The organism is Streptomyces sp. V4I2, assembly GCF_030817655.1.
GTDB classification, from domain to species: domain Bacteria; phylum Actinomycetota; class Actinomycetes; order Streptomycetales; family Streptomycetaceae; genus Streptomyces; species Streptomyces plumbiresistens.
The window spans coordinates 3992367-4018987 of the sequence record NZ_JAUSZM010000003.1; the positions used below are offsets into that span (position 1 = coordinate 3992367).

The 26621-nt window shown below is 69.5% G+C and carries 22 protein-coding genes and 2 tRNA genes; 2 read left to right on the forward strand and 22 right to left on the reverse strand.

All coding sequences use genetic code 11. The annotated features are described in order from the left end of the window. Positions 1–44 precede the first annotated feature (44 nt). From clpX to QFZ76_RS18955, 5 genes are all read right to left on the reverse strand, one after another. Entirely contained in the window at positions 45–1331 is a 1287-nt protein-coding gene (clpX, locus tag QFZ76_RS18935; RefSeq protein WP_217239967.1) for an ATP-dependent Clp protease ATP-binding subunit ClpX, read from the reverse strand. 184 nt (positions 1332–1515) lie between these two features. Next, a complete protein-coding gene (locus QFZ76_RS18940) occupies positions 1516–2196 on the reverse strand; it encodes an ATP-dependent Clp protease proteolytic subunit (RefSeq protein WP_307674846.1) in 681 nt (226 codons plus the stop codon). A 51-nt stretch (positions 2197–2247) separates the two neighbouring features. Continuing rightward, positions 2248–2853 (reverse strand): ATP-dependent Clp protease proteolytic subunit, encoded by a 606-nt coding sequence (locus QFZ76_RS18945; RefSeq protein WP_307680063.1) that lies wholly within the window; start codon positions 2851–2853, stop codon positions 2248–2250. 385 nt (positions 2854–3238) lie between these two features. Next, the gene (gene tig, locus QFZ76_RS18950; protein ID WP_307674847.1) at positions 3239–4636 is read right to left on the reverse strand and encodes a trigger factor; all 1398 of its coding nucleotides are present in this window, start codon (positions 4634–4636) and stop codon (positions 3239–3241) included. 205 nt (positions 4637–4841) lie between these two features. Further along, positions 4842–4918, reverse strand: a tRNA-Pro gene (locus QFZ76_RS18955). Positions 4919–5082: 164 nt separating this feature from the next. On the opposite strand from QFZ76_RS18955, the gene QFZ76_RS18960 reads away from it, so the two are divergent. After that, a tRNA-Gly gene (locus QFZ76_RS18960) sits at positions 5083–5156 on the forward strand. Between the two features lie 123 nt (positions 5157–5279). Here QFZ76_RS18960 and QFZ76_RS18965 read toward each other — a convergent pair. Next, positions 5280–5474 (reverse strand): hypothetical protein, encoded by a 195-nt coding sequence (locus QFZ76_RS18965; RefSeq protein ID WP_307674848.1) that lies wholly within the window; start codon positions 5472–5474, stop codon positions 5280–5282. Between the two features lie 614 nt (positions 5475–6088). On the opposite strand from QFZ76_RS18965, the gene QFZ76_RS18970 reads away from it, so the two are divergent. Beyond that, on the forward strand, positions 6089–7249 hold the full coding sequence (locus tag QFZ76_RS18970) for an acyltransferase family protein (protein WP_373464320.1): 1161 nt from the start codon (positions 6089–6091) through the stop codon (positions 7247–7249). A 74-nt stretch (positions 7250–7323) separates the two neighbouring features. Here QFZ76_RS18970 and QFZ76_RS18975 read toward each other — a convergent pair whose 3' ends face one another. The 16 genes from QFZ76_RS18975 to QFZ76_RS19050 form a co-directional block, all read right to left on the reverse strand. After that, positions 7324–8754 carry a DUF6177 family protein gene (locus tag QFZ76_RS18975; RefSeq protein WP_307674850.1) on the reverse strand — a complete coding sequence of 477 codons (1431 nt, stop codon included), beginning with the start codon at positions 8752–8754 and terminating at the stop codon, positions 7324–7326. A gap of 4 nt (positions 8755–8758) precedes the next feature. Further along, entirely contained in the window at positions 8759–12733 is a 3975-nt protein-coding gene (eccCa, locus tag QFZ76_RS18980; RefSeq protein WP_307674851.1) for a type VII secretion protein EccCa, read from the reverse strand. A 48-nt stretch (positions 12734–12781) separates the two neighbouring features. Next, positions 12782–14215: a hypothetical protein gene (locus tag QFZ76_RS18985; RefSeq protein WP_307674852.1), complete on the reverse strand. Its 1434-nt coding sequence runs from the start codon at positions 14213–14215 to the stop codon at positions 12782–12784. Between the two features lie 79 nt (positions 14216–14294). Further along, a complete protein-coding gene (gene eccD / locus QFZ76_RS18990; RefSeq protein ID WP_307674853.1) occupies positions 14295–15650 on the reverse strand; it encodes a type VII secretion integral membrane protein EccD in 1356 nt (451 codons plus the stop codon). 110 nt (positions 15651–15760) lie between these two features. Beyond that, a complete protein-coding gene (locus QFZ76_RS18995; protein WP_307674854.1) occupies positions 15761–16072 on the reverse strand; it encodes a hypothetical protein in 312 nt (103 codons plus the stop codon). Between the two features lie 51 nt (positions 16073–16123). Then, positions 16124–16567 carry a phosphohydrolase gene (locus tag QFZ76_RS19000; RefSeq protein ID WP_373464321.1) on the reverse strand — a complete coding sequence of 148 codons (444 nt, stop codon included), beginning with the start codon at positions 16565–16567 and terminating at the stop codon, positions 16124–16126. A 97-nt stretch (positions 16568–16664) separates the two neighbouring features. Then, the gene (locus tag QFZ76_RS19005; RefSeq protein ID WP_307674856.1) at positions 16665–17840 is read right to left on the reverse strand and encodes a DUF6508 domain-containing protein; all 1176 of its coding nucleotides are present in this window, start codon (positions 17838–17840) and stop codon (positions 16665–16667) included. 86 nt (positions 17841–17926) lie between these two features. After that, complete coding sequence (locus tag QFZ76_RS19010; protein WP_307674857.1) at positions 17927–18325, reverse strand: hypothetical protein; 399 nt, start codon at positions 18323–18325, stop codon at positions 17927–17929. Between the two features lie 72 nt (positions 18326–18397). Further along, complete coding sequence (locus QFZ76_RS19015; RefSeq protein ID WP_307674858.1) at positions 18398–21118, reverse strand: ADP-ribosyltransferase; 2721 nt, start codon at positions 21116–21118, stop codon at positions 18398–18400. After that, the gene (locus tag QFZ76_RS19020) at positions 21115–21507 is read right to left on the reverse strand and encodes a DUF6507 family protein (RefSeq protein ID WP_307674859.1); all 393 of its coding nucleotides are present in this window, start codon (positions 21505–21507) and stop codon (positions 21115–21117) included. Before QFZ76_RS19020 ends, QFZ76_RS19015 begins: the two co-directional genes overlap by 4 nt. A gap of 40 nt (positions 21508–21547) precedes the next feature. Further along, positions 21548–21862, reverse strand: coding sequence for a pore-forming ESAT-6 family protein (locus tag QFZ76_RS19025; protein ID WP_266439510.1), 315 nt, complete (start codon positions 21860–21862; stop codon positions 21548–21550). 82 nt (positions 21863–21944) lie between these two features. Further along, entirely contained in the window at positions 21945–22271 is a 327-nt protein-coding gene (locus QFZ76_RS19030) for a hypothetical protein (protein WP_307674860.1), read from the reverse strand. Between the two features lie 184 nt (positions 22272–22455). Then, positions 22456–23169 carry a hypothetical protein gene (locus tag QFZ76_RS19035; RefSeq protein WP_307674861.1) on the reverse strand — a complete coding sequence of 238 codons (714 nt, stop codon included), beginning with the start codon at positions 23167–23169 and terminating at the stop codon, positions 22456–22458. A gap of 50 nt (positions 23170–23219) precedes the next feature. Further along, the gene (locus QFZ76_RS19040; RefSeq protein WP_307674862.1) at positions 23220–25604 is read right to left on the reverse strand and encodes a hypothetical protein; all 2385 of its coding nucleotides are present in this window, start codon (positions 25602–25604) and stop codon (positions 23220–23222) included. A 354-nt stretch (positions 25605–25958) separates the two neighbouring features. Then, entirely contained in the window at positions 25959–26312 is a 354-nt protein-coding gene (locus tag QFZ76_RS19045; RefSeq protein WP_307674863.1) for a toxin-antitoxin system YwqK family antitoxin, read from the reverse strand. A gap of 108 nt (positions 26313–26420) precedes the next feature. Further along, positions 26421–26615 (reverse strand): DUF397 domain-containing protein, encoded by a 195-nt coding sequence (locus tag QFZ76_RS19050; RefSeq protein WP_307674864.1) that lies wholly within the window; start codon positions 26613–26615, stop codon positions 26421–26423. Between the last annotated feature and the right edge of the window lie 6 nt (positions 26616–26621).

Sequence of the window (26621 nt, forward strand, 5' to 3'; positions counted from 1 at the left end):
CGGTCTGTTGACCGGGGCCCCTTCGGGTACGTGCGTCTGTGTCGCTACGCCGTCTTCTGCTCGCCCGGTCCCCGGCCGCGCGCGTCCCGCGGGATCAGCGTCGGGTTCACGTTCGAGTGGACGACGTCGGCCGTGATGACGACCCTCGCCACGTCCTTGCGGGACGGGATCTCGTACATCACGCCCTGGAGGACTTCCTCCATGATGGCGCGCAGGCCGCGGGCGCCGGTCTGGCGGAGGATGGCCTGGTCGGCGATGGCCTCCAGGGCCTCGCGCTCGAAGTCCAGCTCCACACCGTCGAGTTCGAAGAGGCGCTCGTACTGCTTGACGAGCGCGTTGCGCGGCTCGACCAGGATCTGGAGCAGTGCCTCGCGGTCGAGGTTGTGGACCGAGGTGATGACCGGGAGCCGGCCGATGAACTCGGGGATCATGCCGAACTTGACCAGGTCCTCGGGCATGACGGACTCGAACTGGTCCTTGGCCTCCAGCTCGCGCTTGGAGCGGATCGTCGCGCCGAAGCCGATGCCCTTGGCGCCGGCCCGGGACTCGATGAGCTTCTCCAGGCCCGCGAAGGCGCCGCCCACGATGAACAGGACGTTCGTCGTGTCGATCTGGATGAACTCCTGGTGGGGGTGCTTGCGGCCGCCCTGGGGCGGGACCGAGGCGGTGGTGCCCTCCAGGATCTTCAGCAGGGCCTGCTGCACGCCCTCGCCGCTGACATCGCGGGTGATCGACGGGTTTTCGCTCTTACGGGCGACCTTGTCGATCTCGTCGATGTAGATGATCCCGGTCTCGGCCTTCTTGACGTCGTAGTCGGCCGCCTGGATCAGCTTGAGCAGGATGTTCTCGACGTCCTCGCCGACGTAGCCGGCCTCCGTCAGCGCAGTCGCGTCGGCGATGGCGAACGGGACGTTCAGCATGCGGGCCAGGGTCTGGGCGAGGAGGGTCTTGCCGGAGCCCGTGGGGCCCAGCAGGAGGATGTTGGACTTCGCCAACTCGATGGCGTCGTCGCGGCCTTGGGCGCCGCCGTTCTCACCGGCCTGGACCCGCTTGTAGTGGTTGTACACCGCGACCGAGAGGGCTTTCTTGGCCGGTTCCTGGCCGACGACGTACCCCTCGAGGAACTCGTAGATCTCGCGGGGTTTGGGGAGCTCCTCCCAGCGGACCTCGCTGGTCTCGGCCAGCTCCTCCTCGATGATCTCGTTGCAGAGATCGATGCACTCGTCGCAGATGTATACACCGGGACCTGCGATGAGCTTCTTGACCTGCTTCTGGCTCTTGCCGCAGAACGAGCACTTGAGCAGATCGCCGCCGTCACCGATGCGTGCCACGGTGTGCTTCCCCTTCGCCTGGGAGACGCCTAGGTCCAGCGGCTCCTGGTGCTGCCTTATGTCCGACGGTACCTTGCCGGGCCCCTCGTTCGGGCCCCCCTTGGCACGGTTCACTTTGACGTGCACGTTGTCGTGCACCGTCCTGAACCGTGCCAAGGAGCGGCAGACGATACAGCGTCCGCCGTCAGCGCACGCTCGCGTTGTTCATCTTCCGGGTGGAGATGATCTGGTCGATCAGGCCGTACGCCAGGGCGTCCTCGGCCGTGAGGATCTTGTCGCGCTCGATGTCCTCGCGGATCTTCTCGATCGGCGTGGTGGAGTGCTTGGCCAGCAGGTCTTCCAGCTGGGCACGCATCCGGAGGATCTCGTTCGCGGCGATCTCCAGGTCGGACACCTGGCCGCGGCCGGTCTCGCTGTAGGGCTGGTGGATCAGCACCCGGGCGTTCGGGAGCGCCATGCGCTTGCCCGGCGTACCGGCGGCCAGCAGGATGGCGGCGGCCGAGGCGGCCTGGCCCATGCAGACCGTCTGGACGTCGGGCTTCACGAACTGCATGGTGTCGTAGATCGCAGTCAGCGCCGTGAAGGAACCGCCGGGGCTGTTGATGTAGACCGAGATGTCCCGGTCGGGGTCCATCGACTCCAGGCACAGCAGCTGCGCCATGACGTCGTTGGCGGAGGCGTCGTCGATCTGGACACCGAGGAAGATCACGCGCTCTTCGAAGAGCTTCGCGTACGGGTCGTACTCGCGGATGCCCTGCGAGGTGCGCTCGACGAAGCGCGGGATCACGTACCGGGACTCGGCCACGGGCACCGTGCTCTCGGCGCGTGCGCGGTCGTACAGGCCGCTGCCGGGGAAGTCGTTCACTGTCTCTCTCCTAGGGGCTGTGGCGGTCGGCTGGGGGCTTGCAGGAGGGCCTCAGGCCCCGGTGCCGCCGCCGCCCGGCATGTTGGCGGCCGTGGTGATGACCTCGTCGATGAGGCCGTAGTCCCTGGCCTCGGCGGCGTCGAACCAGCGGTCCCGGTCGGAGTCGCGGGTGATCTGCTCGATGGTCTGGCCGGTGTGGAAGGACGTCAGCTCGGCCATGCGCTTCTTGGTGTGCAGAAGCCGCTCCGCGTGGATCTTGATGTCCGACGCCGAACCGGCGAGGCCGGCGGACGGCTGGTGGATCAGGATCTCGGCGTTCGGCAGCGCGAAGCGCTTGCCGGGCGTGCCCGCGCTGAGCAGGAACTGGCCCATGGAGGCGGCGAGGCCCATGGCGATGGTCACCACGTCGTTCTTGATGTACTGCATGGTGTCGTAGATCGCCATGCCGGCCGTGATCGAGCCGCCGGGGCTGTTGATGTAGAGGTAGATGTCCTTGTCGGGGTCAGCGGCAAGGAGCAGGAGCTGTGCGGTGATCTTGTTGGCGATGTCGTCGTCGACCGCCTGGCCGAGGAAGATGATCCGCTCGCCGAGCAGCCGGTTGTAGACCTGGTCACCGAGGCCACCACCGATGGAGGGGTCGCCGGCGGCGGAGGGCATCAGATTCGTCACGTATCCACCTGCTCGTCTTACGACGGCGCCGGGCCGTCTCACGTTTCCCTGCGGGGCGGGAGCCGATTCGGGGACTCCCCTGCCCTCGTATTCATGGACCCTAACGCGCTGGTCCCTCCGGAGAATCCCGGAGAAGAGACTGTTCGCTGTCAGCGCATGTCGCTCCGCTGGGTGGGGCGGGTCATCGCCGTGGGGCCACTGGTCGGTGGGCGGGTGCGGGTCCGCTGTGGTTGCTCGCGCCCGCGCGGCGGAGCCGCATATCGATACAGCCCCGCGCCCCTGAGGGACGATGTCCAGCCGTACGCGAACAGGCCCTGGGGGCGTGAAGCTCCCCAGGGCCTGTCGTGCGGGCGTCAGCAGCGTGCCGTGGGCGTCAGCCCTCGGTCTTCTCGGTCTCGGCCTCGGTGGTGGCCTCGGCCTGCGCCTCGGGCGTCTCGGTGGTGGCCTCGTCGGCCTCCTCCTCGTCGTCCAGGTCGATGACCTCGCCGTTGGTGTCCTTGACCGTGGCCTTCTCGACCACGACGGCCAGGGCCTTGCCGCGGGCGACCTCGCCGACGAGGAGCGGAACCTGGCCGCCCTCGACGACCGCCTGGGCGAACTGGTCGGGGGACATGTTGGAGGAGGCCGCGCGCCGCATGAGGTGCTCGGTGAGCTCCTCCTGGTTGACGTTGAGCTTCTCCTGCTTGACGAGCTCGTCGAGGACGAACTGCGTCTTGATGCCCTTGACCGCGGCTTCCTTGGTCTCGGCGTCGAACTCCTCGGCCGTCTTGCCCTGGATCTCGAGGTACTTCTCGAGGTCGAGACCCATCTGGCCGAGCTGGTGGTGCTCGAGGTTGTGCTTGCGGGTGTTGATCTCGTCCTCGAGCAGCTTCTCGGGGACCGGGACCTCGACCAGCTCGAGCAGCTTCTCCAGGACGCGCTCCTGGGCCTGCGTGGCCTGGTCGTACTGCTTCATGTTCTCGAGGCGCTTGCGGCTGTCGGCCTTGAGCTCTTCGAGGGTGTCGAACTCGGAGGCGAGCTGCGCGAAGTCGTCGTCCAGCTCGGGCAGTTCGCGGGCCGCGACCTGGGTGACCTTGACGGTGACCTCGGCCGCCTTGCCGGCCGCCGAGCCGCCCTTGAGCTCGGAGGTGAAGGTGGCCTCGCCACCGGCCTCCAGGCCCTTCACGGCGTCGTCGATGCCTTCCAGCAGCTCGCCGGAGCCGATGGTGTAGGAGACGCCGCTGGCGACGCCGTCCTCGAGGATCTCGCCGTCGACCTTGGCCTCGAGGTCGATGGTGACGACGTCGCCGTCCTCGGCGGCACGCTCGACGGGGGACGTCGAGGCGAAGCGCTCGCGGAGCTGCTCGACCGACTTGTCGATGTCCTCTTCGGTGACCTCGACGGCGTCGACCTCGACCTCGATGCCGGAGAAGTCCGGGATCTCGATGGCCGGGCGGACGTCGACCTCGGCGGTGAAGTTCAGCGTCTCGCCGTCCTTCAGCTCGGTGATGTCGACCTCGGGCTGGCCGAGGACGTCGATCTCCGCCTCGTTGACCGCCTCGGTGTAGAACTTCGGAAGCGCGTCGTTGACCGCCTCCTCCAGGACCGCACCGCGGCCGAACCGCTGGTCGATGACGCGGGCCGGGATCTTGCCCTTGCGGAAGCCCTTCACCGTGACCTGCTGGTTGATCTTCTTGTACGCCGCGTCGAGGCTGTCCTTGAGCTCCTCGAAGGGCACCTCAATGCTGAGCCGAACCCGAGTCGGGTTCAGGGTCTCCACGGCGCTCTTCACGGTTCGGTCTCCTTGGGGGCTGACTTCTTGGTTTCTGCCGGAGCCAGACCGGCTCCGGCGGATTCGCCGCCCGGAGGACTTCATCAGAGGAGAGAGACACACGGGCGTGCGCTTGCATAGTAACGGCAGCGACGACACGCCCCAAAGGCGATCAGGTCAGGCGGTCACGCGAGGTGACCGCGCGGTGACCGGGTGGGCCGGTACATGGTCGGGGTGGCGGGATTTGAACCCACGGCCTTCCGCTCCCAAAGCGGACGCGCTACCAAGCTGCGCCACACCCCGTCTGGTGCGACACGTAGGCTACATGCCCGCAGGCAGCGGGGCCGCCGCATTTCACGAGCGGACCGCGACGCCGGGGCGGGCAGGAAACGCGGTGTGCGACGAACGGGGACGACCCGCTACGATGCCTTCAGTGCCGCGGTCACCTGACCTGCGGCTCGTGCTGTGCGGGCGTAGCTCAATGGTAGAGCACTAGTCTTCCAAACTAGCTACGCGGGTTCGATTCCCGTCGCCCGCTCCAACAGGCCTCCGGCCCGGTCCTTCGAGGATCGGGCCGGAGGTCTTTGCGCTGTCTGGGGGTGCGTCCGGGGGTGTCGTGTGAGGTCTGCGGCGGTCGGGCGGCGGCGGACCGGGCGGGCGCGGTCTAGAACTGGATCGAGTTGATGGTCTCCGCTATCGAGTTCAGGAACCGCTGGATGTCGTCGGCCATGCCGGTCGAGGCGAGGAAGAAGCCGAAGAGCACCGCGACGACGGCTGGGCCGGCCTTCAGGGAACCTCCCCGGATCAACACCACCAGGATGATCGCCAACAGCAGCACCGCTGACAGAGAAATGGCCACAACTGATCACACCCTTGGTCGGTCCGCTCTCCCGGCCCGGGGACGCGACCCCGCGCACCCCCGCCAGAACCATCGTGCCACCAAAGAGGCCCGCATATGCGGCGCGTGACTGAACGTTGGCTACTTCCGTGCCCGCGGCCGACCGCGGCCGGGCGTGCGGGCGGACCGACTCGGCCTGTCCGCACAGTAATTCGACCGTGCACCCACACAGGGAATTCAACGAGTTCGTTTCCGTGTCCACACAACGTGTTCGCAGGTAATTCGAATTGCCGCCACACGCGCTCCAACAGCCCTGCCAGGTGGGCCCTCAAAGGCGTCTTATGCCCTGTTTAGTCAGGATGAATTACGACAAGAAGGGCCCATGTGGCGCACACCGTTGATCCCCGGACGGCGTGTTGGTCATCACGTGGACGACGAGGTCAACTCCCGGAAAACGGGGTACTCGCAGCAATTAACCAGGAATGACGTGGAGGGTTTTACGAATACCCACAGCCGAGGCTAGGGTGCCTCAGATGTTCCACGCCGCCTCGTCCCCCGCAAGCGCAGCGAGGTCGCTGCGCCCGCACGGCCAGAACCGCGCGCCTCTCCCCCCGGCACACCCGTCGACGGACGGAGTGCCGAGTCCGCGTTCGCCGCAGAACTCCCGAGCCGCCGCGGGCAACCAGCCTGCCCCGTCCGGCGACAAACCCGGCAAACAGCGCGACGCGTTCTTCGACAACGCCAAGTTCCTGGCGATCGTGCTGGTGGCGATCGGCCACTCCTGGGAGCCGATCAAGGGCGACAGCCGGATCCTGGAGGGCCTGTACACGTTCGTGTACGCCTTCCACATGCCGGCGTTCATCATCATCTCCGGCTTCTTCTCCCGCAGTTTCGACATGCGCGCCGACCGGCTGCAGCGGCTGGTCACCGGCGTCGTCGTGCCGTACGTCCTCTTCGAGACCGCCTACACCCTCTTCAACCGCTATGCCGGCGGTGAGCCGGACCAGGCGATCAGCCTGCTGGATCCCTGGTATCTGACCTGGTTCCTGGTCGCGTTGTTCGTCTGGCGGCTGACCACGCCGATCTGGAAGCTGGTGCGGTGGCCGCTGCCGCTGGCGCTCGGCATCGCCATGCTGGCGTCCGTCACCCCGGAGATCGGCAACGACCTGGACCTCCAGCGGGTGCTGCAGTTCCTGCCGTTCTTCGTGCTCGGCCTGCTGATGAAGCCCGAACACTTCCGGCTGGTGCGGCGGCGCTCGGTGCGGATCCTGTCGGTGCCGGTGTTCGCCTGTGCGGTGGTCGTCGCCTGGTGGTCGGTGCCGCGCATGAACACCGGGTGGTTCTACCACCGTGACTCCGCACAGCAGTTGGGCGCGCCGTGGTGGACCGGACCGGTCATGGTCCTCGCCCTGTTCGGCTGCTCGCTGCTGCTGACCGCCTGCTTCTTCTCCTGGGTGCCGGGCCGCACGATGTGGTTCACCTCGCTCGGCGCGGGCACGCTGTTCGGCTATCTGCTGCACGGCTTCCTGGTCAAGGGCGGCGACTACGGGGGCTGGTTCGACCACGCCTGGCTGCACCGGCCGCTCGGTGAGATCTTCGTGAGCGTCTGCGCGGGCGTCGCGGTCACGCTGCTGTGCACCGCGCCGGTGCGCCGCGTCTTCCGGTTCGCGATGGAGCCGACGATGGACTGGGCCTTCAAGCGGGACGCCGCCGAGGTGGCCCGCGGCCGCGAGCAGCGCGAGCAGACCCCCGTACAGGAGAAGGAGAAGGAGAAGGAGAAGGTCTCGGCCGGCTGAGACTGAGACTGAGACGACAAACGACCGGGTCCCCGACTGCTGAGCAGCGGGGACCCGGTCGTTTCCGGGCTGTTCTAGCTGCCCTTCAGGTGCCTCATCAGGCGCTCGAAGTCCTGCCAGCCGGACAGGTCCGACGGGTCGCCCGGCAGCGGGTAGTACAGGGCCGGGCGGGTCTTCGGACCCAGTTCGCGCGGGGACTCGGCGAGGGGCGTGCGGCGGGCCCGGTCGCCCGGCATCTGGCGGACCTCCTCGGCGCCCAGGACGAACGCGAACGGCACGCCGGGGCCCTCGAAGTGCGGCGGGACGGACAGGTCCCGGCGGGCGCGGCGGATCTGGACCAGCATGGACTGCAGGTCGTGCCGGGTGGCGAGGGCCTCGGCCGCGGCCTGTACGGCGTCCGTCGGCAGCTGCTCGCCGGGGCCGTAGCCGAACGCCATGGTGACGTCCTCCTCCACACCGCCCTTGGTGCGGCTGATGCGGACGGTCGCGATACCCGGGCGCTCCGGGGTGCCGACGACCACCAGCCAGGTCGGCGCGGGCGAGCGTTCGTACGCCACGTCGGTCAACTGCCGCAGGGACCACGGGAGGTTGGCGGGTTCCTCGGTGCCCCAGCCGGCCGGTGGTTCACCGGTGATCTCCCGCCATACGGCTTCCGCGGCGCCACCGAGGACGAGGCGGTCGTCGGCCGGGTGGACCGTGCGGAAGGAGATGGCCAGCTGGCGTTCGCCGGTGTCGCCCTTCGCGGCGAGGCCCTCCTTGAAGGTGGCGGCGACCGGGGTGCGCGGGTCCTCCCGGGTCGCGTCCGGGGGCACGACGGTGGCGAACAAGCCGTTGTTCCACTCCAGGACGGCTCCGGACAGGCCGTCGTAGTAGCCATCCCGCTCGTCCTGCACCACCCAGCGCGAGGGCCAGCCCGGCAGACTGCCGCGGACCGCCGGGGAGAGGCGGGTGCCGGCGGGGGTGACGATCTGGAGGCCGAGCTCGGCGTTCGCGGCGGCGCGGAAGGCGTCCGAGAGCCAGGCGGTCATCGCGACCACCGGGCGGTCCTGGATGATGACCGCGACCTTGTCGGTGAGGACGTCCACGGCGGGCTGGGCGGCGGCCGGGACCGGCGCCGCGCTCATCCCCTCCGTGTTGACCACGGCCAGCGACCAGGCGACCTCGGGCGGCCAGGCGGTGCCGCCGACCAGGGTGGCGAGCCGGGCGGCGAAGGTGCCGGCGAGCTGCTCGGCCTCCTTGACGCCGGTGGTGGCGCGGGCCTCGGTCCACCAGTACGGCACCTCGGGCGCACTCGCCCCGAGCAGCCGCTCGGCCTCGCCCCTGACCTGCACCAGCAGCGGCGCCTCCACGGAGACCAGCGGGCGGCCCTGCTGGTCGCAGAGCTGCACCACCGCGCCCTCGCCCTCGGTGCCCACCAGTTGGTCCGGGCCTCCGGAGAGGAGCCCGGCGATCACGCTCAGCGGGTCGGGCATCTTCTTCGTCAGGGTGACGACGTCCTTCGTCATGGATTCACCTGGTCCCCGTGTAGACGGTCTGGATCAGCCGGCTCGGCTGTCCCCTGCGGACCAGCACCCCACGGCCGGGCGGCTGCGCGCTGGCGTACACGCCGGGGAAGAGCTGGCCCTCGCTGCGGTCGCCCGACATCACCAGCGCCGAGGAACCGGACTCGCGCAGGCCCTGCAGCATCGGCTCGTACAGGCCGCGGGAGGCGCCCGCGACCCGTCGGGTGAGGATGAAGTGCAGGCCGATGTCGACGGCCGAGGGGATGTACGGCACGAAGGGCGCGAGCGGCTGCTGGCCGGCGGTGCTGAGGACGTCGTAGTCGTCGACGAGGATCACGATCCGGGGGCCGGAGAAGCTGCCCGGTTCCAGGTCCTCGCTGTCGGCGCTCTCGTCGGGCAGCCGCTTCTCCAGTTCGCCGGCGATGCCCGCGGCGAGGCCGGCGGCGAGCTTGGCGTTGTAGGCGTAGCCGCCGCGGTACTCCTCGGGGATGGCTCCGCGCAGGCCGCGCCGCGGGTCGAAGACGCCGAAGACGAGTTCGTCGTCGCCGTAGCGCTCGATCAGGCCCTGGCTGATCGCCTTGAGCAGGTTGGTCTTGCCGCACTCGCTGTCGCCCATGATCATCAGGTGCTGGTCGTGCTCGAACAGGTCGAGCAGGACGGGCGCGAGCTGCGTCTGGTCGAGGCCGATCGGGACGCGGCGCGGCTCGGTCTGCGGGCCGGGCAGCAGCTCCGGCTCCAGGACGTGCGGCAGCACGCGCACCGGCTGGGCGACCTCGCCGGTCCAGGTGGCGCGGAGCTGGCGGGCGGTGCGCTCCAGGACCGCGCCGAGATCGGCGGTGTCGGCGAGGCCGTCGGTACGGGGCAGGGCGACCTGGGCGAACAGCTTGCCGTCGGTGAGGACGCGGCCCTTCTCCTCCGGGGAGAGGGTCTGGGCGAGTTTGCGCTCGATGCTGGACTCGCTCGGGTCGTTCAGGCGCAGCTCGACGCGGGTGCCGAACTGCGACTGGGTGGCGATGCGCACGTCGTTCCAGCGGAGCATGCCGGCGACGACGTGGATGCCGTAGCCGCCGCCGCGCTTGAGGATGTCGATGACGGCGTCGTCGAGGTTCTCGAAGTCGTCGCGCAGGGCGCCGAAGCCGTCGATGAGCAGCACGATCTCGGTGGAGGCCAGCTCGGGCACCTGGCCGGCCGCGCGCAGGGTGCGCAGCTGCTCCAGCGAGTCGATGTTGTGGATGCGGAAGAGCTCCTCGCGCTGGTCGAGCATGGCGCGTACGGAGTCGATGGTGCGGGCGGCGCGCTCGCGGTCGGCGCGGCCGGCGACCCCGCCGACGTGCGGCAGCCCGGACAGGGCCTGGAGGCCGCCGCCGACGAGGTCGAGGCCGTAGATGCCGACTTCCTGCGGGGTGTGCGTCAGGGCCAGGGAGAGGGCCAGGGAGCGCAGCAGGGTGGTCTTGCCGGACTGCGGGCCGCCGATGACCGCCGCGTGGCCGCCGGACAGCGTGAGGTCCAGGTACCACTGGCCCTGCTGCTGCTTGGTCGGGTCGTCGATGATGCCGAGCGGCACCTGGAGGGGGCCGCGTCGCTTGGCGAGCTGCATGCCGCGGGCGCCCACTTCGACGGGCCCCGCGACCTTGTCGAGGGGGACGGCGGCGGGCAGCGGCGGCAGCCAGATCTGGCGTACCGGGCGGGCTCCGGCGTTCTCCAACTGGTCGATGAGCACGCCGAGTTGGGTGGGACCGGTCTCCCGGCGCCGCATCTTCGGCTCCTCGGACGCGCTGTTTCCGTCCTCGCCGAGGGTGTTGTACGCCTCGTACTTCAGGGCCAGCGGACCGGTGTCCTCCTCGTCGCGCTGCACGGGCCCGCTGTAGGCGCCGGAGACATAGCTGGCCTTGAACCGCTCGTAGTGGCTGGTGTCGACCTTGAGGTAGCCGAAGCCGGGCAGCGGGGGCAGGTGGAAGGCGTCCGTGGTGTCCAGGACCGTACGGGACTCGTCGGCGGAGAAGGTGCGCAGGCCGAGCCGGTACGACAGGTAGGTGTCCAGGCCCTTGAGCTTGCCGCCCTCGATGCGCTGGCTGGACAGCAGCAGGTGGACGCCGATGGAGCGGCCGATGCGGCCGATCGACAGGAACAGGTCGATGAAGTCCGGCTTGGCGGTGAGGAGTTCGCCGAACTCGTCGATCACCACGAACAAGTGCGGCAGCGGATCCAGGTCGGGGCGCTTCTCGGCGCGCAGGGCGGCGTAGTGACCGATGTCGGCGACGTTGCCCGCGTTCTTGAGGACCTGCTGGCGGCGCTTGACCTCGCCGGCGAGCGAGGCGTGGACGCGTTCGACCAGGCCGGCCTGGTTCTCCAGGTTGGTGATGACGCCGGCGACGTGCGGGAGGTCCGCGAAGGGGGCGAAGGTGGCGCCGCCCTTGTAGTCGACGAGGACCAGGGAGAGGTCCTCCGGCGGGTGGGTGGCGACCAGGGCGAGGACCAGGGTGCGCAGCAGCTCCGACTTGCCCGACCCGGTGGCGCCGACACACAGGCCGTGCGGGCCCATGCCCAGCTCGGAGGACTCCTTCAGGTCGAGCAGTACGGGCTCGTGGGAGTCGCTGATGCCGATGGGCACGCGCAGGAAGGCGCGTTCGCCGCGCGGCGCCCACATCTGGTTCAGGTCGAGGCCCGCGACGTCGTCGATGCCGAGCAGTTCGGCGAAGTCGACCGGGCCGGTGAGCGGGGCGTCGACCATCGACTCGGCGGACAGCCTGAGCGGGGCGAGCATCCGGGCGAGTCCCTCGGCGAAGGGGATGCCGATCTCGTCGACGGTGCCGTGGGCGCTGATCGGCTCCGGCATGCGCAGGTCCTCGATGACGACCCGCTCGCCGTCGACGGTGATGCGCACGCCCACGCTGCCGGGTTCCTGGATCCGCTGGTCCAGCAGGTGCAGGACGGTGACGCTCATGTCGCGCAGGCCGACCGCGTCGTCGGGGCGCGGCAGGTCGACGGCGTCCTCGCCGTGTCCGTCGGCGACGACCAGCAGCCGGGAGGTCATGCCGAGGGCGTCCTTGCCGGACAGACCGCGGCGCACCTCGGCCGCGTAGGAGGCGCGGCGGCGCAGCTCGGGGCCGATCTGGCGGGCCAGTTGGGGCAGCGAGGGCGCGATGCGGCGGGCGGCCACGGGGCCGTCGAACTGCTCGCTGTCGAGCAGGTGCGGCAGCCACTTGGCCCACTCCCAGTCGGCGATCCGGTCGCCGGGCGCGGCGAGCGCCATGGCCACGTCGTCGGGCGCGTGGGTGGCGGCGGCCTGCACGATGAGCGCGCGGGCGACGCGGAGGGTGTCCTCGCGGCTGCCGATGACGGTGATGTTGCCGACCCGGTCGAGCGGGACGGTCAGCGGGAGTTCGGTGCCGATGCTGAAGCGGGACACCAGCGCGGACGCCTCGTTCAGCATGAACTGGTCGGGCGGGGTCAGCACGTTGGACGTCTGCTGACCCACCTTCAGGTCGCGCACCGGCATCTCACCGGTGCCGACTCGGACCCGCAGGAAGTCGGCGTCCGTCCGGCGCCGCTCCCACAGCCGGGCGGGGTCGCGCACGATGTCGTACAACGCGTCCGGCGGCGGGTTGAGGACCCCCGTGCTCTCGCGCCGCTCCCGCTCCTCCTTGGAGAGCTCCTCGCGGGTGTCCTCCAGGTAGGAGAGGTAGGCCTCGCGCTGGGTGCGGCGGGTGCGCTGGGCCTTCCCCCGCTGGGAGAAGAGCAGGACCATCGAGCCGACGATCGTGACGACGAGGATGATCGCGCCCAGCCCGGCGAACTGGCTGTTGCGCACGACGGTCATCATCACGACCGACGACATCACACCGGCGACGGGCAGCAGCGAGGTCGCGATCGAACCCGACTTGCCGTCGGGCAGGTTGGGCGGCGCCTCTATGGTGCGCGACTCCGGGGAGGCCGGGGGCCGGGTGGTGCGGGCCGGCCGGTGGATCAGTCGGGTGCTCATCGTCCTTGTCCTCGGTTGTCCGCAGGTTCCCTTCGTGCAGGGGACGGTTCAGCGGCTCTTCTGGGAGAGCTGGAAGACCTCCGCGGCCAGTCGCGTGGCGGCCTCCCGGGTGTCCCGCGCGAGCAGGTCGGTGCGGATGGTGCCGCCGGCCGCCAGATGCCGGTCGTACGGCAGGATCCGCACGCTCGCCCCGGTCGTCTTCAGCTGCTCGGCGGCCTTCTCTACGTCGACGCCGGTGTGCGGGACGGTCTCGGTGAGCACGACGACGGTCGAGGTGGTGATGTCCCGGGGCAGCCCGCGCATCCACTGCAGGACGGCGTGCGTGCTGGCGACGCCCTCCAGCGTGGCGGGCACGGTGAGGATGCGGGCCTGGGCGGCGGAGAGCGCGGTGCGGGCGACCTCGGCGGGCATGGTCTCGCAGTCGACGACGGTCACCCCGAAGTAGCGGCGCATCGACACCATGACCCGCTCGTACGCCTTGGTGTCGAGCATGGCCCCGACCTGCCCCTGACTGCCGGGCAACAGCCAGGCGTTGTCGGGCAGTTGGACCAGGTAGCCGGTGATCTCCAGGAGCGACATCTGTGGCTGGACGACGTCGGCGAGGTCGCCGGTGGTCCAGCGCAGCGTCTCCGCGCCGAGCCTGAGCGGCAGCGAGCCGAGCGCCGGATCGGCCTCGATGACGAGGGTCGGGTCCTGGCGGTAGTGGGCGTACGTGGTGCCGAGCAGGGCGGCGATCGTCGTCTTGCCGGAGCCGCCGCGGATGGAGGTCACCGCGATCTGCCGGCCGGTGGTGACCGGCTGCTGCAGTATCTCGGCGGTGGCGGTGGTCTCGGCGACCTCGCGCGCGGCCGAGGAGGACACGGTACGGCGTACGGCCCGCAGGGCGCGGGCGCTGAACGGTTCCCCGCGGCGCGGCCCGCGACCGGCGGCGGCGAGCTTCTTGTCCACGACCGGGCGGGAGTCGGGGGTGGCGCGGGGGGAGCGGGCGCGGGGGGCGGGGGCCTGCTGGGGCTGCGGCTGGGGGTGAGCCTGCTGGGGCTGCGGCTGGGAGTACGCCTGCTGCGGTTGCTGCGGCTGGGCGGGGTAGCCCGGCTGCGGATACGCGGCGGCCTGGTCGCCGTGTCCCTGCTGCGGGTAGCGGTACGGCTGCTGCGGCTGGGCAGGGGCTGCCTGCTGCGGGTAGCCGTAGGGCTGCCGGGGCTGGGCGGCGGGGTCGGCCTGCTGCGGATAGCCGTACGCCTGCGGCTGAGGCTGGGCCTGCGGCTGAGGCTGGGCCTGCGGCTGGGACTGAGCATGCGGCTGGGACTGAGCCTGGCCCTGGCCCTGGCCCTGCGGCGGGATGTTCTGCGCGCCCGGCTGCCCTTCCGGCTGCTGGCCCGCCGCCTGCTGTGGCTGCGCGCCGGGTTGTGGGGCACGCTGCTGGGCCGCGCCGCCCTTCAGGTCGCGCAGCACGTCGCTCTGCCAGTTGTCCCCGCTCGGCATGTCGCCCTTCTCTCCTGCTACGCCGCCGCCTCGTCGCCCGCCCGGAGCGACGGCGCGGCGGCGTCTGGTCTTCGAAGCCTCAGAACTTGTTGAGCAGTTGCCCGTAGATGCCGAACGCCCCGATGGCGAGCGGGAACAGCCCGATCACCCCGAGGGACTCGATCAGGTCGGCAAACCGCCGCAGCCGTACCTGGACGTGTTCCGGCGGCTCGACGGCGAGAACCAGCAACGGCAGCAGTGCCGCCGCGGCCAGCAGCACGAGCGCGCCGGCACCCCCCGCGTGGTCCAGCCACAGCACCGCGAGCCGTACGACCAGCAGCGCGGCCGCCCCGAACAGCGCCACGACCTCGGCGACCAGCGGGAAGGCCCGCGCCCGCGACAGCAGGACGACGGCGGTGAGCGAGGCGAGGGACACCGTCCAGACGGTCGGCTCCTTCGCGGTGGTCAGCAGCCAGCCGCCCGCGGCGGCCGACGCGGCGGTGACGACGGTGGCGAGGGCCAGCCCGCGGTGGGTGGCGGCGAGGGCGTTGGCGACCTCGTGCCGGCTCACCGAGGTGCCCGAGGAACGCCTGTCGTCGAGCGCGGTGAGTCCCGAGGCCATCAGCGCGAACCGCGGCAGCAGCCCGAGCAGGATGACGGAGACCACGGCCATCACGGCGCCGATCCGGTCCGCCCGGTCCTGTACGAGGGCGACGGCCTCCCACATGGCGGCCACACCGACGACCGCCCCGGCCCCGATCAGCCCGCCGCGGCCGAGCGGCGAACAGTAGGCGAGCAGCACGAGCGTGAGCACCAGCGCGGCGGCGACACCGGCCAGCCGGGCCGTCCCGGACCAGTCGTAGGCGTCGGCGGCGGTCGTCGCGGTGAGCAGGCCGAGCCCGCCGGAGGCGAGCAACAGCGCGGTGGCCAGAGCCCGGTTGCCCTCGCCGATCTTCGCGATCGCCGCACCGGCGACCAGGAACACCGCGGTGACGGCCGCGAGTCCGGCGGCGACCGACTCCAGCGCGAACTCGCGCCGGGCCAGCAGCGCCGCGGTCACGGCGAACACGATGGTGGCCACACCGGCGGCGGTACGGCGTACGGCCGGACGCCAGCGCCAGGCGCGCAGGTCGAGGTCGTCGGCGACCTGGTCGGTGACGTCGTGCACGACCGGCGCCGGCGGTGCGGCGTGGGCGCGGACGAGACGCAGTACGGCGCCGTCGGGGACCTCCGCCGACGACAGGGTCGCGTCGTGCGGCAGCGCGGAGCCGTCGGAGGTGATCAGCTGCCGGGTGGTCGGCCGGGACGCGGCCCGGTCGTCGAGCAACTGCAGTATGTCGGGGAGCAGTTGGCCGATCGGAGTGTCCGACGGCAGCACGATGTCGGCGCGTCGCCGCTCACCGATCAGAGTGACCCTGCTCAGCTGGGTCCGGAACGTCGTTGCTGTGCTCACCACTCACCGGAACCTATCATCGCGTCGTTTCGGCCATCGGCGTTCGCTGACATGAGCACGCCTGGCCATGCACACCGTGTTCACTGCTTCTCCGCGTTCCTGCTTTTCCGCGCTCACTGCTTCTCCGCGCCCTGGCCGTCGGCGCCGCTGGGCGAGGCGCTGGGGGTCGGGTCGTACAACTGCTGTTGCTCCTGTTGCTGCTTGTCCTCCTCGGCCTTCTGCTTCGCCAAGGTGGCCTGGAGGAAGGACCAGCCGATGCATCCGGCGCACAGCACGGCCGCGATCGCGATGCCCGCGAACATCTTGCCGAACCGCTCGTCCACCGTCCGCCGGGCGCGCTGCGCGCCGAACAGCAGCGCGTCGCGCATCCGGCGCCGGCGCACCGCCACCGACTCCAGCAGCTGGCTGTCGTAGTCCCGTGCCATTCAGTCGTCCTGTGTAGGGGGTGTACGTGATGTACGTGTGTACGTGAGGGGTCAGTCGCCCGGGGCGAGGCCGAGGCGGTGCCGCATGGCGGCGTACTTCTGTGTGAGCCGCCGGGCGGTGTGCTCGTCGAGTACGGCGAGACGGACCGGGTCGGCGTTGTGCGCGAGGTCGGCCGCCTTGACGAGCCGGGCGCCGGGGGTGGCCAGGATCCGTTGCGCGTACCCGTCCGGCTCCTCGTCCGGCCGCTTGGTCACGGCCCGTACGACGTCCTTGGTGCGCTGCGGGACCGCGGCGGCGTCGAGCCACTCCTCGCTGAGCACGCCGTCCTCCAGGGCGTCGTGCAGCCAGGCGGCGGCCACGAGTTCGTCGCCGCCGCCCCGGGCACGCACGCCCTCCGCGACGGCCGACAGATGCTCGGCGTAAGGCCGTCCGGCCTTGTCCGTCTGCCCGGCGTGCGCGGCACGGGCCACGGCCTCGACCTCGCTGAGACTCATCTCCTGCGGCATGCGGATCCCCCCTACTTCGCTTCCGCAACATAAGACATGGACGCGCCACGCGTACAGCCGGGGTACGGCCGTCTCCCGGGCTCTGTCACATCCCTCCCGACAATCCCGTCACGATCATGAAGAGCACCCAGAGGACGGGGACGAGCGCGACGTAAGCGCGTGGGCGGCGGTGAACAGGCAGGCCGGGGTCGTACCGCGGCCCGAGCGTCCCCGGCCCCGGAGCTGGGAGCTTGTTCACCTTGCGTACGGCGAGGAGGTTCCGGACCAGCGTCAACGGGGCGAAGACGAACAGGGAGAGAGGGCTCCACCAGCCCCAGGCGAGCGTGTGGGCCGTCAACGCCCGGTGCACGGCCAGCCCGCAGGTCATGCACATCGGGCCGTCCGTCTTCCTGAAGCCCATGAGGATGACGAGGCCTCGGTGGGCGCGGAAGGTTACGTCTGCTGCGGGGGAACCTCCGCAGAATCTGCACATGGGTGGGGCGGGGGGTTGAGGGTGCGTAGCGGGTTGAGGGCGCGTGGCGGTGGAGGGGCCCGGATCGGTCTGGGGCTGCTCCTCTGCGGGCGGATCGGCGTACCAGGCGCGGAGCGAGGTGGCTACGGCGTCCAGGAGGCCGTTCTTCAGGGCCTCCGCGATCTCCCCGTCGCTCATGCGCTCCGCGCTCAGGACCGCGGTGGCGGCGCGCATGGCGTCGGCGGGCCGTAGCCCTCCTTCCGGCGGAGCCTGGGGCAACGGACTGTGCCTCCACCGGTACTCGGGAGTTACGGCACCGACGCCGCGCAGGGCGCGAACAGCACGCTGGATCGCCTCGCTGTAGAGAGGGAACGGCACCTGAATGGCACCACTCGGCGACTTGGTCCCCCCGCCCCACTGCACGTCCCGGTCCTCGTCCGTGAGCGCGTCGAAGGCGTCGGCGAGCTCCTGCCACGCCTCCGCGTCGTCACGGTCGAGCTGCGCGAGCAGGCGCCGGTCGTCGGCCGGGGTGACGACACGGGCCAGTTCTTCGAGCGCGGCGACATCGGGCGCCTCGGTGACCGGACCGACACCGGGTTCGTGGCTGAGCAGGCCGAGGACGCCGAGGGGGGTGAGGCCACGTTCGTGAGCCTCACGGACCTTGGTGTACCACTCCAACCCCGCCTTGTAGGCACTGGGGCTGCTGGCCTTCCGGTGCATCCACTCGACCTCGGTGGCATCGCCCCAGGCGTATCCGACGACCTCGCCGTCGGGGGCGGTGACGGTGACGTAGTGCACGGGGCTGGTCATGCTGGTCAGGCCTTGGGGCCTGTTCCTCCTGCGTACTCGGTTGATCAGCGGTGCGCCGATCGTCTTGGGCGGGGACCGGCGTGGATTCAGCCTCCGGCGACCAGTTCCCTGAGTGAGGCAAGGGTCGGGGCCTCGGTGAGAGAGCCCGGAACGACGTGGCTCACATCGTTGTCGTTCGCGCCTTGCGCGAGCTCTGCGAGCAGGGCCGTGGGGGCAAGCTCCCGGGCCTTGCCGTCGCGCAGAGCCCGCACCCACCTGGCACCGGCGTTGACAGCGTTGGGCGGAAGCCCCGGCGGCACCACAAAACCGGCCGCACCGTCCTTGTCGTTCGCCCACATGTACCCGATGACGGTGCCGACGCGGTCGGCGACTTGCAGGTACGCGACCGGCCCATCGGTCTGACGGTTGTACCTCGCCGGGCCTGCCACCTGCTTGAATTGCCAGTCTTCCTCGAAACGCGAGGGCAATGGTTGTTCGCTGCTCATGAAGTCCATGTTTCTCTATGTCCGCCTGATGCGCGATGACGGCCCGGTCCCGCGCCTCCCGGGGGCCGTCTGCTACGGCAGCCTCGGCAAAACCTCTCCGTAGAGGTGCCACTTGCCGGCTGTGTCCTGGAAGACGCGCGTCACCTTGATGTCCGTACCGCGAGCGAGCAGGAGTTCCCGCTCCCCCTTGTTCACGGAGATGTGGTCGATCCAGAGTGCGGGTGTGCCCTTCGGTACCCGCATGTGCATGATCATCGGCTTGTAGTCGAAAGCTGCGGTCTTGCCGAGCGACGTAGAGGTGAACCCTTCGTCCTTGACAGTCCTGCCTTGGAGGTCGAACAACGTGTCCACGTCGTCGAGGAGATGGTCGTAGGCGGTGCCTCGGACGACCATGATGTCTTCCGGCACGGCTCGGCTGCCCATGACCCGGTCCATGTTGTCGACGAGGTCCTGGACAGGACGCTCCAAGGGCACCGCGGTGTTCCGCAGCTGGCCGTTGATGTGCTGATAGTAGAAGCTGCTGTACCTCTCCAGCGCGCCCTTCGCCTTGGGGTCGAGGTTGTCCAGGAAGTCGTTCCAGTACGCGTCGCCGTACGCCTTGCCCGCCGCGTCGCTGGTGCTGGGGTAGGGGTTCGTCCCCCGCTCCAGCTCCGCCGTGGCCACCGCGTGCCGCTCCGCATCGGTGGCCAGGTTGTCGAAGTCGTCCGCCGACATGATCGGCTTGTACTCGAACGGCTCCCCGGCCCCGGGGTGCCCCGGCACATCCGCGCCCTGATGCCCCGGAGCGACCGGACCATCCGTCCCGTGGTGCACGGCGGCGTCCCCGGCGTCCACATGGTCGGCGGCGTGCGCGGCGTCGTCAGCGTGACCGACGCCGTCGTCGCCGTGTCCGGCACCGTGCGAGGCGTCGTCGACATGGCCGGCGCCGGGAACGTCGTGACCCGTGCCGTGCGGGGTGGCGGGGACGTCGGGACCGCCGGGGTGCGGCGTGGTGGTCGGGACGTCGTGCGCGGGGGTCGCCGCGCCCTGGTGGTACCACGGGGTCGTGGCGCCGGGGTGGGCTACGCCGCCGGGAACGTCGTTACCGCCCGTGTGCGGAGTCGTCGTCGACGTCTGGTCGTACGCGGACGGGTTCGGCCCGTAGTCGAACCCGGACGGCGACGGCGCATGACCGTACGGCGCCCCCGACGGGGTCTGGGCGTAGGGGTTCGTCCCCGGCGTCTGGTCGTACGCGGAGGGCGAAGGCGCGTGGTCGTACGGGGATCCCGACGGGGCCTGACCGTACGAACTCGGCGACGGCGCATGGTCGTACGACGTCGGCGACGGCGTCGTGTCGAAGGCGCCGCCCGGCGTGTGGCTCGCGCCAGTGACCGGCGTGGGCGTGTTGTAGTGCCCGGCATTGGGCACGTTGTACTGCCCGGCGTTGTCGACGGTGTGTGCGGCCGCGTCGGTGCCCGTGTGAACCCCGGCGGACACCGGCGGCTGGGCACCCTGGACCGTCCAGTGGGCCGGCAGCGTGGGCGCCGTCCCATGAGGAACTGTCGGGGCGTTCGTCTCGTAGTGGACCGGCGTCGTGTCGATGGTGCCGTTCGGCGAGATGAGGTTGCCGTTCGGGTCCATGAGGCGGCCGTCGGGCAGGCTGATGGCGCCGTCGGGGAGGGTGGGGATGTCGATGTTGCCGACACCCTTCAGGCTCGTGGCGATGTCCCCGATCTTCGACAGACCCGCACCCGCGCCCTTGGCGATGTACGTCATCGGGTCGATGACCCGGCCCGCCTTGCCCGCCACGGACAGGACCTTGGCGACCGCGCCCGCCTTGCCCGCACCCGCCACACCAGCACCGGCGCCGCCCGTGAACACGGTGGTCACCACGTTGAAGGTGACCGCACCGGCCGCACGACCGGGGTTCTTCCCCCACTCGTCCCACGCCACCAGTGCCTTGCCCGTCTCCTTCATCGCGGTGCGCGAATCACGGATCCACGACGGCAACTTGTCGTCCGGTAGCGCCCAGAACGCCACCTGCGCACCTGGCATCATGCTTAGCGTCAGGCCGGTCGCGAGTTGCGCGAGCCCCTTCCAGGCCTGGCCCATCGCGTCCCAGCCGCCGAAGCCCACCAACATACCGAGGCCCTTGATCGTGCCCCAGATGCCGTCCACGATCAGGCCGTCCCACACGAACGACTTCACCCAGTGGCCGACCTCGTACCAGTGATGCTTCTCCTCCACCGGGTCACCCCAGGGAAGCTTCGCGTTCTTCATGTCGTCCGCGGAGAAGCCGTACTGGTCCTTACGCTCGGAGCCGTCCCCGGCGACCATCTGCGTGCCGCCCCACAACGCCGTGATCTTGTTGTGGGCCGTCCGCTCAGCAGCCCAGAACGCCGCCACCGTCGCGGTGATGTCGTCCCGGATCTGGTTGTGCTCCTCGACCTTGTCGCCGTCGTACTCCCACTCGTCGTCATCCTTGACGGAGTCGACGAACGTCGTGGCCTTGGTCTTCAGTTCCTTCAACTTGTCGACGAGAGGCCGGATCTCGGTGGCGTACGACGACAACGCACCGGAAACGGTCTCCAGATCGTCCCCGAACGTGTCCGCGCGCTCCTTGACCGGCTTCGTCGTCGCGAAGAGCTGCTCCGCCTCCGGAGCCGTGTAATAGGCCGACAGGCCCTGGAACTGCGAATGAACGTCCCCGCCTGTCGTACGGACATGGCCCGCGTCCTTCTTCAGGTCCGCGTAGTCCGTCTCCAACTGCGCCAAGTCGCCCGTGTACTGGGGAATCTGGTCCGGCTGGATCATGCCTTGCCCGCCCCCGGCATATCCAGCTTCGGCTCGGACAACGCAGCGCGCTGCGCCTCCGCCGCCATCTCCTGATCACCGTTGAGATACGCCGTGGTCGCGTCCACCGCACCCTGCAACGACTTGCCGGCCCGGGCAGCAACGTACTGAAGATCCTTCGACGCACGCTCCGCGTACTGCGACAACGCCAGGGCCACCAGACCGCCCGCGGCCTTCTCGCCACCCTCGCCGCCACCACCACCCTCGGCGGAGATCGTGCCGGCACTGGTAGCCGCCGACGTCAGGTGTTCGCCGAACGCCTTCGCGTACTTCTCCAGGTCCGACGCGGTCTCCCCCGTCGTCTTCAACACCCCTGAAATACCTTGCGGCTTCAGATCCCAGCCCGGCACAACAGCCCCCGTATCCCGAAGTTCCCTCTGTCCTACAGACTCAGCCGATGTTGTCGACCGCGGCCTTCGCCCGCTGAGCCGTCGACTGCGCCGTGCTGTCGTTCTTCTCCAGCGTCGACTTCAGCAGCGCGATGATGCTCTTCACCTCATTGGAGGCGTTGTTCCAACGCTGCTCCTTGCCGTGGTACTCGTCCGACACACCGTCCGCCGTGAAGTCGGCCATCGCAGCCTTCACCTGGCTGTCACGGTTGGCGATCACCGTCTCGAGGCGACCGATCACCGCCTGAATGTTGGACTGGGCATCCGCGGACGCACCCGTGTCGTACGACCGACGATCCGCACCTGAAGGCGCCATCACACACAACTCCCCGAGAAACCAAGCAGACTGTTGGAGAAAAACGATGAAACCGGGGCATCGAAACCCCTGCAAGCACTACTCAGCGGAAGCGCGCCGCGTCGAAGTTCGCGGCACCCATCTGCTGCTTCGCGTTGTCACCCTGCTCCTGGTCACCCGAGCTGAACGCCGAGTCCATCCCCGACTGGCCACCCAGGATCGCCGCCAGCGAGCCGTTGAGCTCCTTGGCGATCCCGTCCGCACGGTTCTTGAAGTCGTCGAACATCACACGACCCGCACCGTTGAACTTGCCCTCCAGCGGCGCCGCCGCCTGCACCAACTGCCCGATCAGCGAACCGAGATCGTCACTCGACCCCCGCGAATCACGCTGGAGCTGCGACAGCGTCTGCGCACCCATGTCGAACTTCATTAGGCCTCCCCCGTCGGGCTGCTACGGCGGACCGTGCCCGATCCACCTCATACCTCTGTCTCTCCTCAATCTCTATCAACCCGCTGCTCGCCTGTGCAATCGAGGTCCCCAGCACGCACAGAAGCACCACAAGTCGGCCGGGATGTCGTTACCCGAACCGGCTCGCGTCGGGCCGGGAGAAGGGCTACGCCTCCCTGGTCTCCGGAATCGCATCGTGCAGCTCCGTCACGGCGCGTTCACCGGGCTTGACGGCGATGAGGCGGCGGGCGGCAGCCAGGGCCCATGTCGCGTCGACGCGATGGGCCGCCGCGGTCATCAGCGCCAGTTGCAGGCCGAGGTCGTACGACGGTTGGTCCTCGGCGAGCCTCGCGATGCCGCGCTCCACCCCGGCTGTGAGGGAAGGCAGCAGTACGGCGACGAGTTCCCGACGCAGCAGCGCACTGATGTGCCGGTCGAACTGCACCTGGTCCGCGACGTTCAGCAGGGCCTCGGCCGCCTGCAGTCGCCCGGTCGCCGTGCCGCGCTCCTCGACCATGTCGGCGCTGTCCCCCACGGCGTCGGCGAGCACCCCGAAGGTGTCGTCCTGGCCGTGCAGCCGGTCGTACGAGGCTCCACGCCATACGGCGGATTCCGGCGACCGCGCTGCCCGGACCACCGCTTCGTACCCGACCGTGTCTGCCCACCGGGTGAGCGCGACACAGGCCAGGAAGCGCCCTGCCGGATCCTCGTCCGGATCCCGCAGGACTTCTTTCAGTGCCTCGGAACGCTCCCGATAGCCGCCGTCGAGCCCCTCGCTGATGACGTCATCGGGATCGGCGGCAGCCGTGCCGTCGAAGTCCGTGAAGAGCAGTTCGGCGACTCTGGCGCTCGGCTCCCACGCACCATGGCTGTCGGACACTCGGTACTCCTGTGCTCAGGTCGGCTCGCTGGATCACGTTATCCGGCTCGTCACGGCGTCTTGGTCGTCGGGTAGGGCCCCGCCACGTAGTCCTTCGGGACGACCCCACTGATCAACCATTCGCCGTCGCGTCGGGTGTTGAGCAGCGCCATGACCCTTCGGTGCACCTTGCTGGTCTTGCTCTTGCTCAGACCGAGGTCGTTGACGAACTTGGTCACCGCGTCGGTGTCCGTCGGCTTGAGTGTCGGCGGCACCTCCACGTCCTTGCCCGCGGTCTTGGTGATGTCGTCGCTGATGCTCTGCTGGATCTGCTCGGGCCGCAGGATCTCCACGTTCTGGACCTTGCCGGCGTCGATGTCCGCCTGCAGCCGCCGGTAGTCGATGCTGACTTCCTGGGCGCCGTAGACCTTTCCGGTGCCGTCCTTCGGAGCGAAGGAGGTGAACTGGCTCGATTCCTTGGCCTTGGGGTTCGCGCCGCCCAGCACGTGCTCGAGGGGCGTGATCTTTCCGTTCGGATCGGCCGGCACGATGCCGGTGTCCGGATCGAACCGCGACTTGCGCAAGCCGTACTGGTTGTGGGTGGCGCTGAAGTCGTCGTCCTGCCGGATGATGGGGGGTTCGTCTTCGCCCGGGGCCTTGGGCGGAGCCTCGTCCGTGGCCGGGGCCACGCCGTCGTCGGCATTGGGTTCGGTGGGATTGTCCGCGCCGTCGTCGGCATGGGGTTCGGTGGGATTGTCCGCGCCGTCACCGTGCGGGGGTGCGTCATCGCCACGTGGGGATGCGTCATCACCGCGCGGGGGCAGATCGTCACCGTGTCCGCCGGCCGGCGGGTCCCCGGCGTGTGAGCCACCGTGCGGGCTGTCGCCGGCCTGCGACGGTACGCCCTCGCTGCCGGCGGAGTGTCCCGCGCTGCTCGCCGCGTTGTCGCCGGCGCCGGCGCCGACCAGAGCTGGTTCCTTGAGCGGGGCGTCGACCTGCGACACCCCGGCATCTGCCGTCGGCGTGGTGTCGTCGGCCGTGTTGACGACCGTCTCCGTCGGCGCCTCGTCGGCATGCTGGACAACGCTGCCCTGGCTGTCCAGGAGGTTGCCGTCACCGTCCAGGTACTGGGCGGGAGCGCCTTCGGGCGTCCCCAGGTCGATCGTGCCCTCCGGCAGCGCCACCGTCTGCTCCGGCAGCCGCACGCTCCCGTCAGGGAGTCTGGTGGCTCCCTCCGGGACGGCCGCGCCCTCCGGAAGCCGCACCGTGCCGTCCGGGAGCGTCACCGAGCCCTCCGGCAGGGTGACAGCGTTGTCCGGAAGGGTGGGGATGTCGACGTGGCCTACGCCCCGGAGACCCCTGATGATGTCGCCGATCTTCGACAGACCCGCGCCCGCGCCCTTGGCGATGTAGGTCATCGGGTCGATGATCCGGCCCGCCCTGCCAGCCACCGACAGCACCTTCGCCACCGCGCCGGCCCTGGTCACGCCCGCTGCGGCGGCACCCGCACCGCCGGTGAAGACGGTGGTGAGCACGTTGAAGGTGACCAGGCCGGCCGCACGGGCAGGGTTCTCGCCCCACTGGTCCCATGCCACCAGCGCCTTGCCGGTCTCCTTCATCGCCGTACGCGAATCACGCAGCCACGACGGCAACTTGTCGTCCGGCAGCGTCCAGAACAGCGCGCCCGCACCGGGAATGACGGAGACCACCAGACCCGTGACCAGCTGCCCAAGGCCCTTCCATGCCTGGCCCATCGCCTCCAGGCCGTTGAACCCGAGCAGTGTGCCGATGCCCTTGATCGTGCCCCAGATGCCGTCGACGATCAGGCCGTCCCAGAAGAACGACTTCAGCCAGTAGCCGATCTCCCACCAGTGATGCTTCTCCTCCACCGGGTCACCCCAGGGAAGCTGCGCGTCCTTCATGTCCTCGGCGTTGAACCCGTACTGGTCCTCACGCTCCGAACCGTCACCGGCGACCATCTGCGTGCCGCCCCACAGGGCGGTGATCTTGTTGTGGGCCGTCCGCTCGGCCGCCCAGAACGCCGCCACCGTCGCGGTGATGTCGTCCCGGATCTGGTTGTGCTCGTCGACCTTGTCGCCGTCGTACTGCCACTCGTCGTCTTCCGCGGCCGCCGCGAGGAACGCCGTCGCGTCCGCCTTCAGCTGCTTCAGCTTGTCGACGAGGGGACGAATCTCCGTCGCGTACGACGACAGCGCGCCGGACACCGTCTCCAAGCCGTCGGCGAAGGTGTCCGCCCGCTCCTGCACCGGCTTCGTCGTCGCGAACAGCTGCTCCGCCTCGGGCGCGGTGTAGTACGCCGACAGCCCCTGGAACTGCGAATGCACGCCTCCGCCGGCCTCACGGACGTTGCCCGCGTCCTTCGTCAGATCCGCGTGATCCGTCTCCAGCTGCGCTAAGTCACCCGTGAACTGGGGTATCTGATCCGGCTTCAGCACGCTTTGCCCACTCCCGGCAGATCCACCGCCGACGCAGACAACGCGGTGCGCTGCGCCCTCGTGGCTGTCGCCTCATCGCCCGGCACACATCTACTGCTTCGCGTTGTCATCCTGCTCCTGGTCACCCGAGCCGAACGCCGGGTCCATCCCCGACCCACCCCATCACTCGCCCTATCTCTATCAACCCGATAGTTGTCTGTGCAATCAAGGTCCCCAGCACGCACAGAAGCACCATGACTCGGCCGAATATCGTTGCTGAGCAGGTGAGTTGTGTCACCGTCACCTTCGAGCAGGACGCCCGTTCGCGCATCCGGGGGTGGGTGCGCAACGACCTGAAACACGGGCTGGTCTCACTCACTCCCCCGTCGGCCGCCCGCTCTCGTCCCACGCCCGGTGCGACAGGACGGCCTGCCCGTCCTCGCTGAACGTCTTCTCGTGGGCCAGCACGCCGTTCGGATGCCATCGCCTCCAGACACCGACAGGACGCGACCGGTACACCGTCCCCTCGGCCTCGAGCGTGCCGTCGCGATACCACTCCCAGGACGGTCCATGCGGCAGCCCGTCCACGTACGACTGCAGGCTCACGACATCGCCACCGAGCCGTTCCTCGACCTCGCCGGTGAACAGCTCTCCGCGGTACAGCAGGCGTGCACCCAGATCGAAGTCGACGTCGGGGCCGTCAATGTCAATACGAAGTGCGCTCGTCACGCCCCAGCCCTTTCGAAAAGGTGTTTCTGCGGTTTGCCGCCTGCCTCCGTGACGGAGACGCCCAGCGCGTGTTGCCCCAGGTCCAACGGGCGACGTTGGTACTGGCGATCACACGGCAGAGCTGGGCTTGAGGGCCTCGACGAAGGTGGCGAAGGCTTCGGTCGGGAAGAGGAGGGTGGCGTGGGAAGGGTCCTTGGAGTCTCGTATCGCCACTCGGGTGAGGTTATCCGCGATTTCGACGCAGGAGTCACCGTCGCCAGGGCCTGAGTAGGACGACTTCCGCCAGTTGTCGGGGGTCTCCATGGAGCG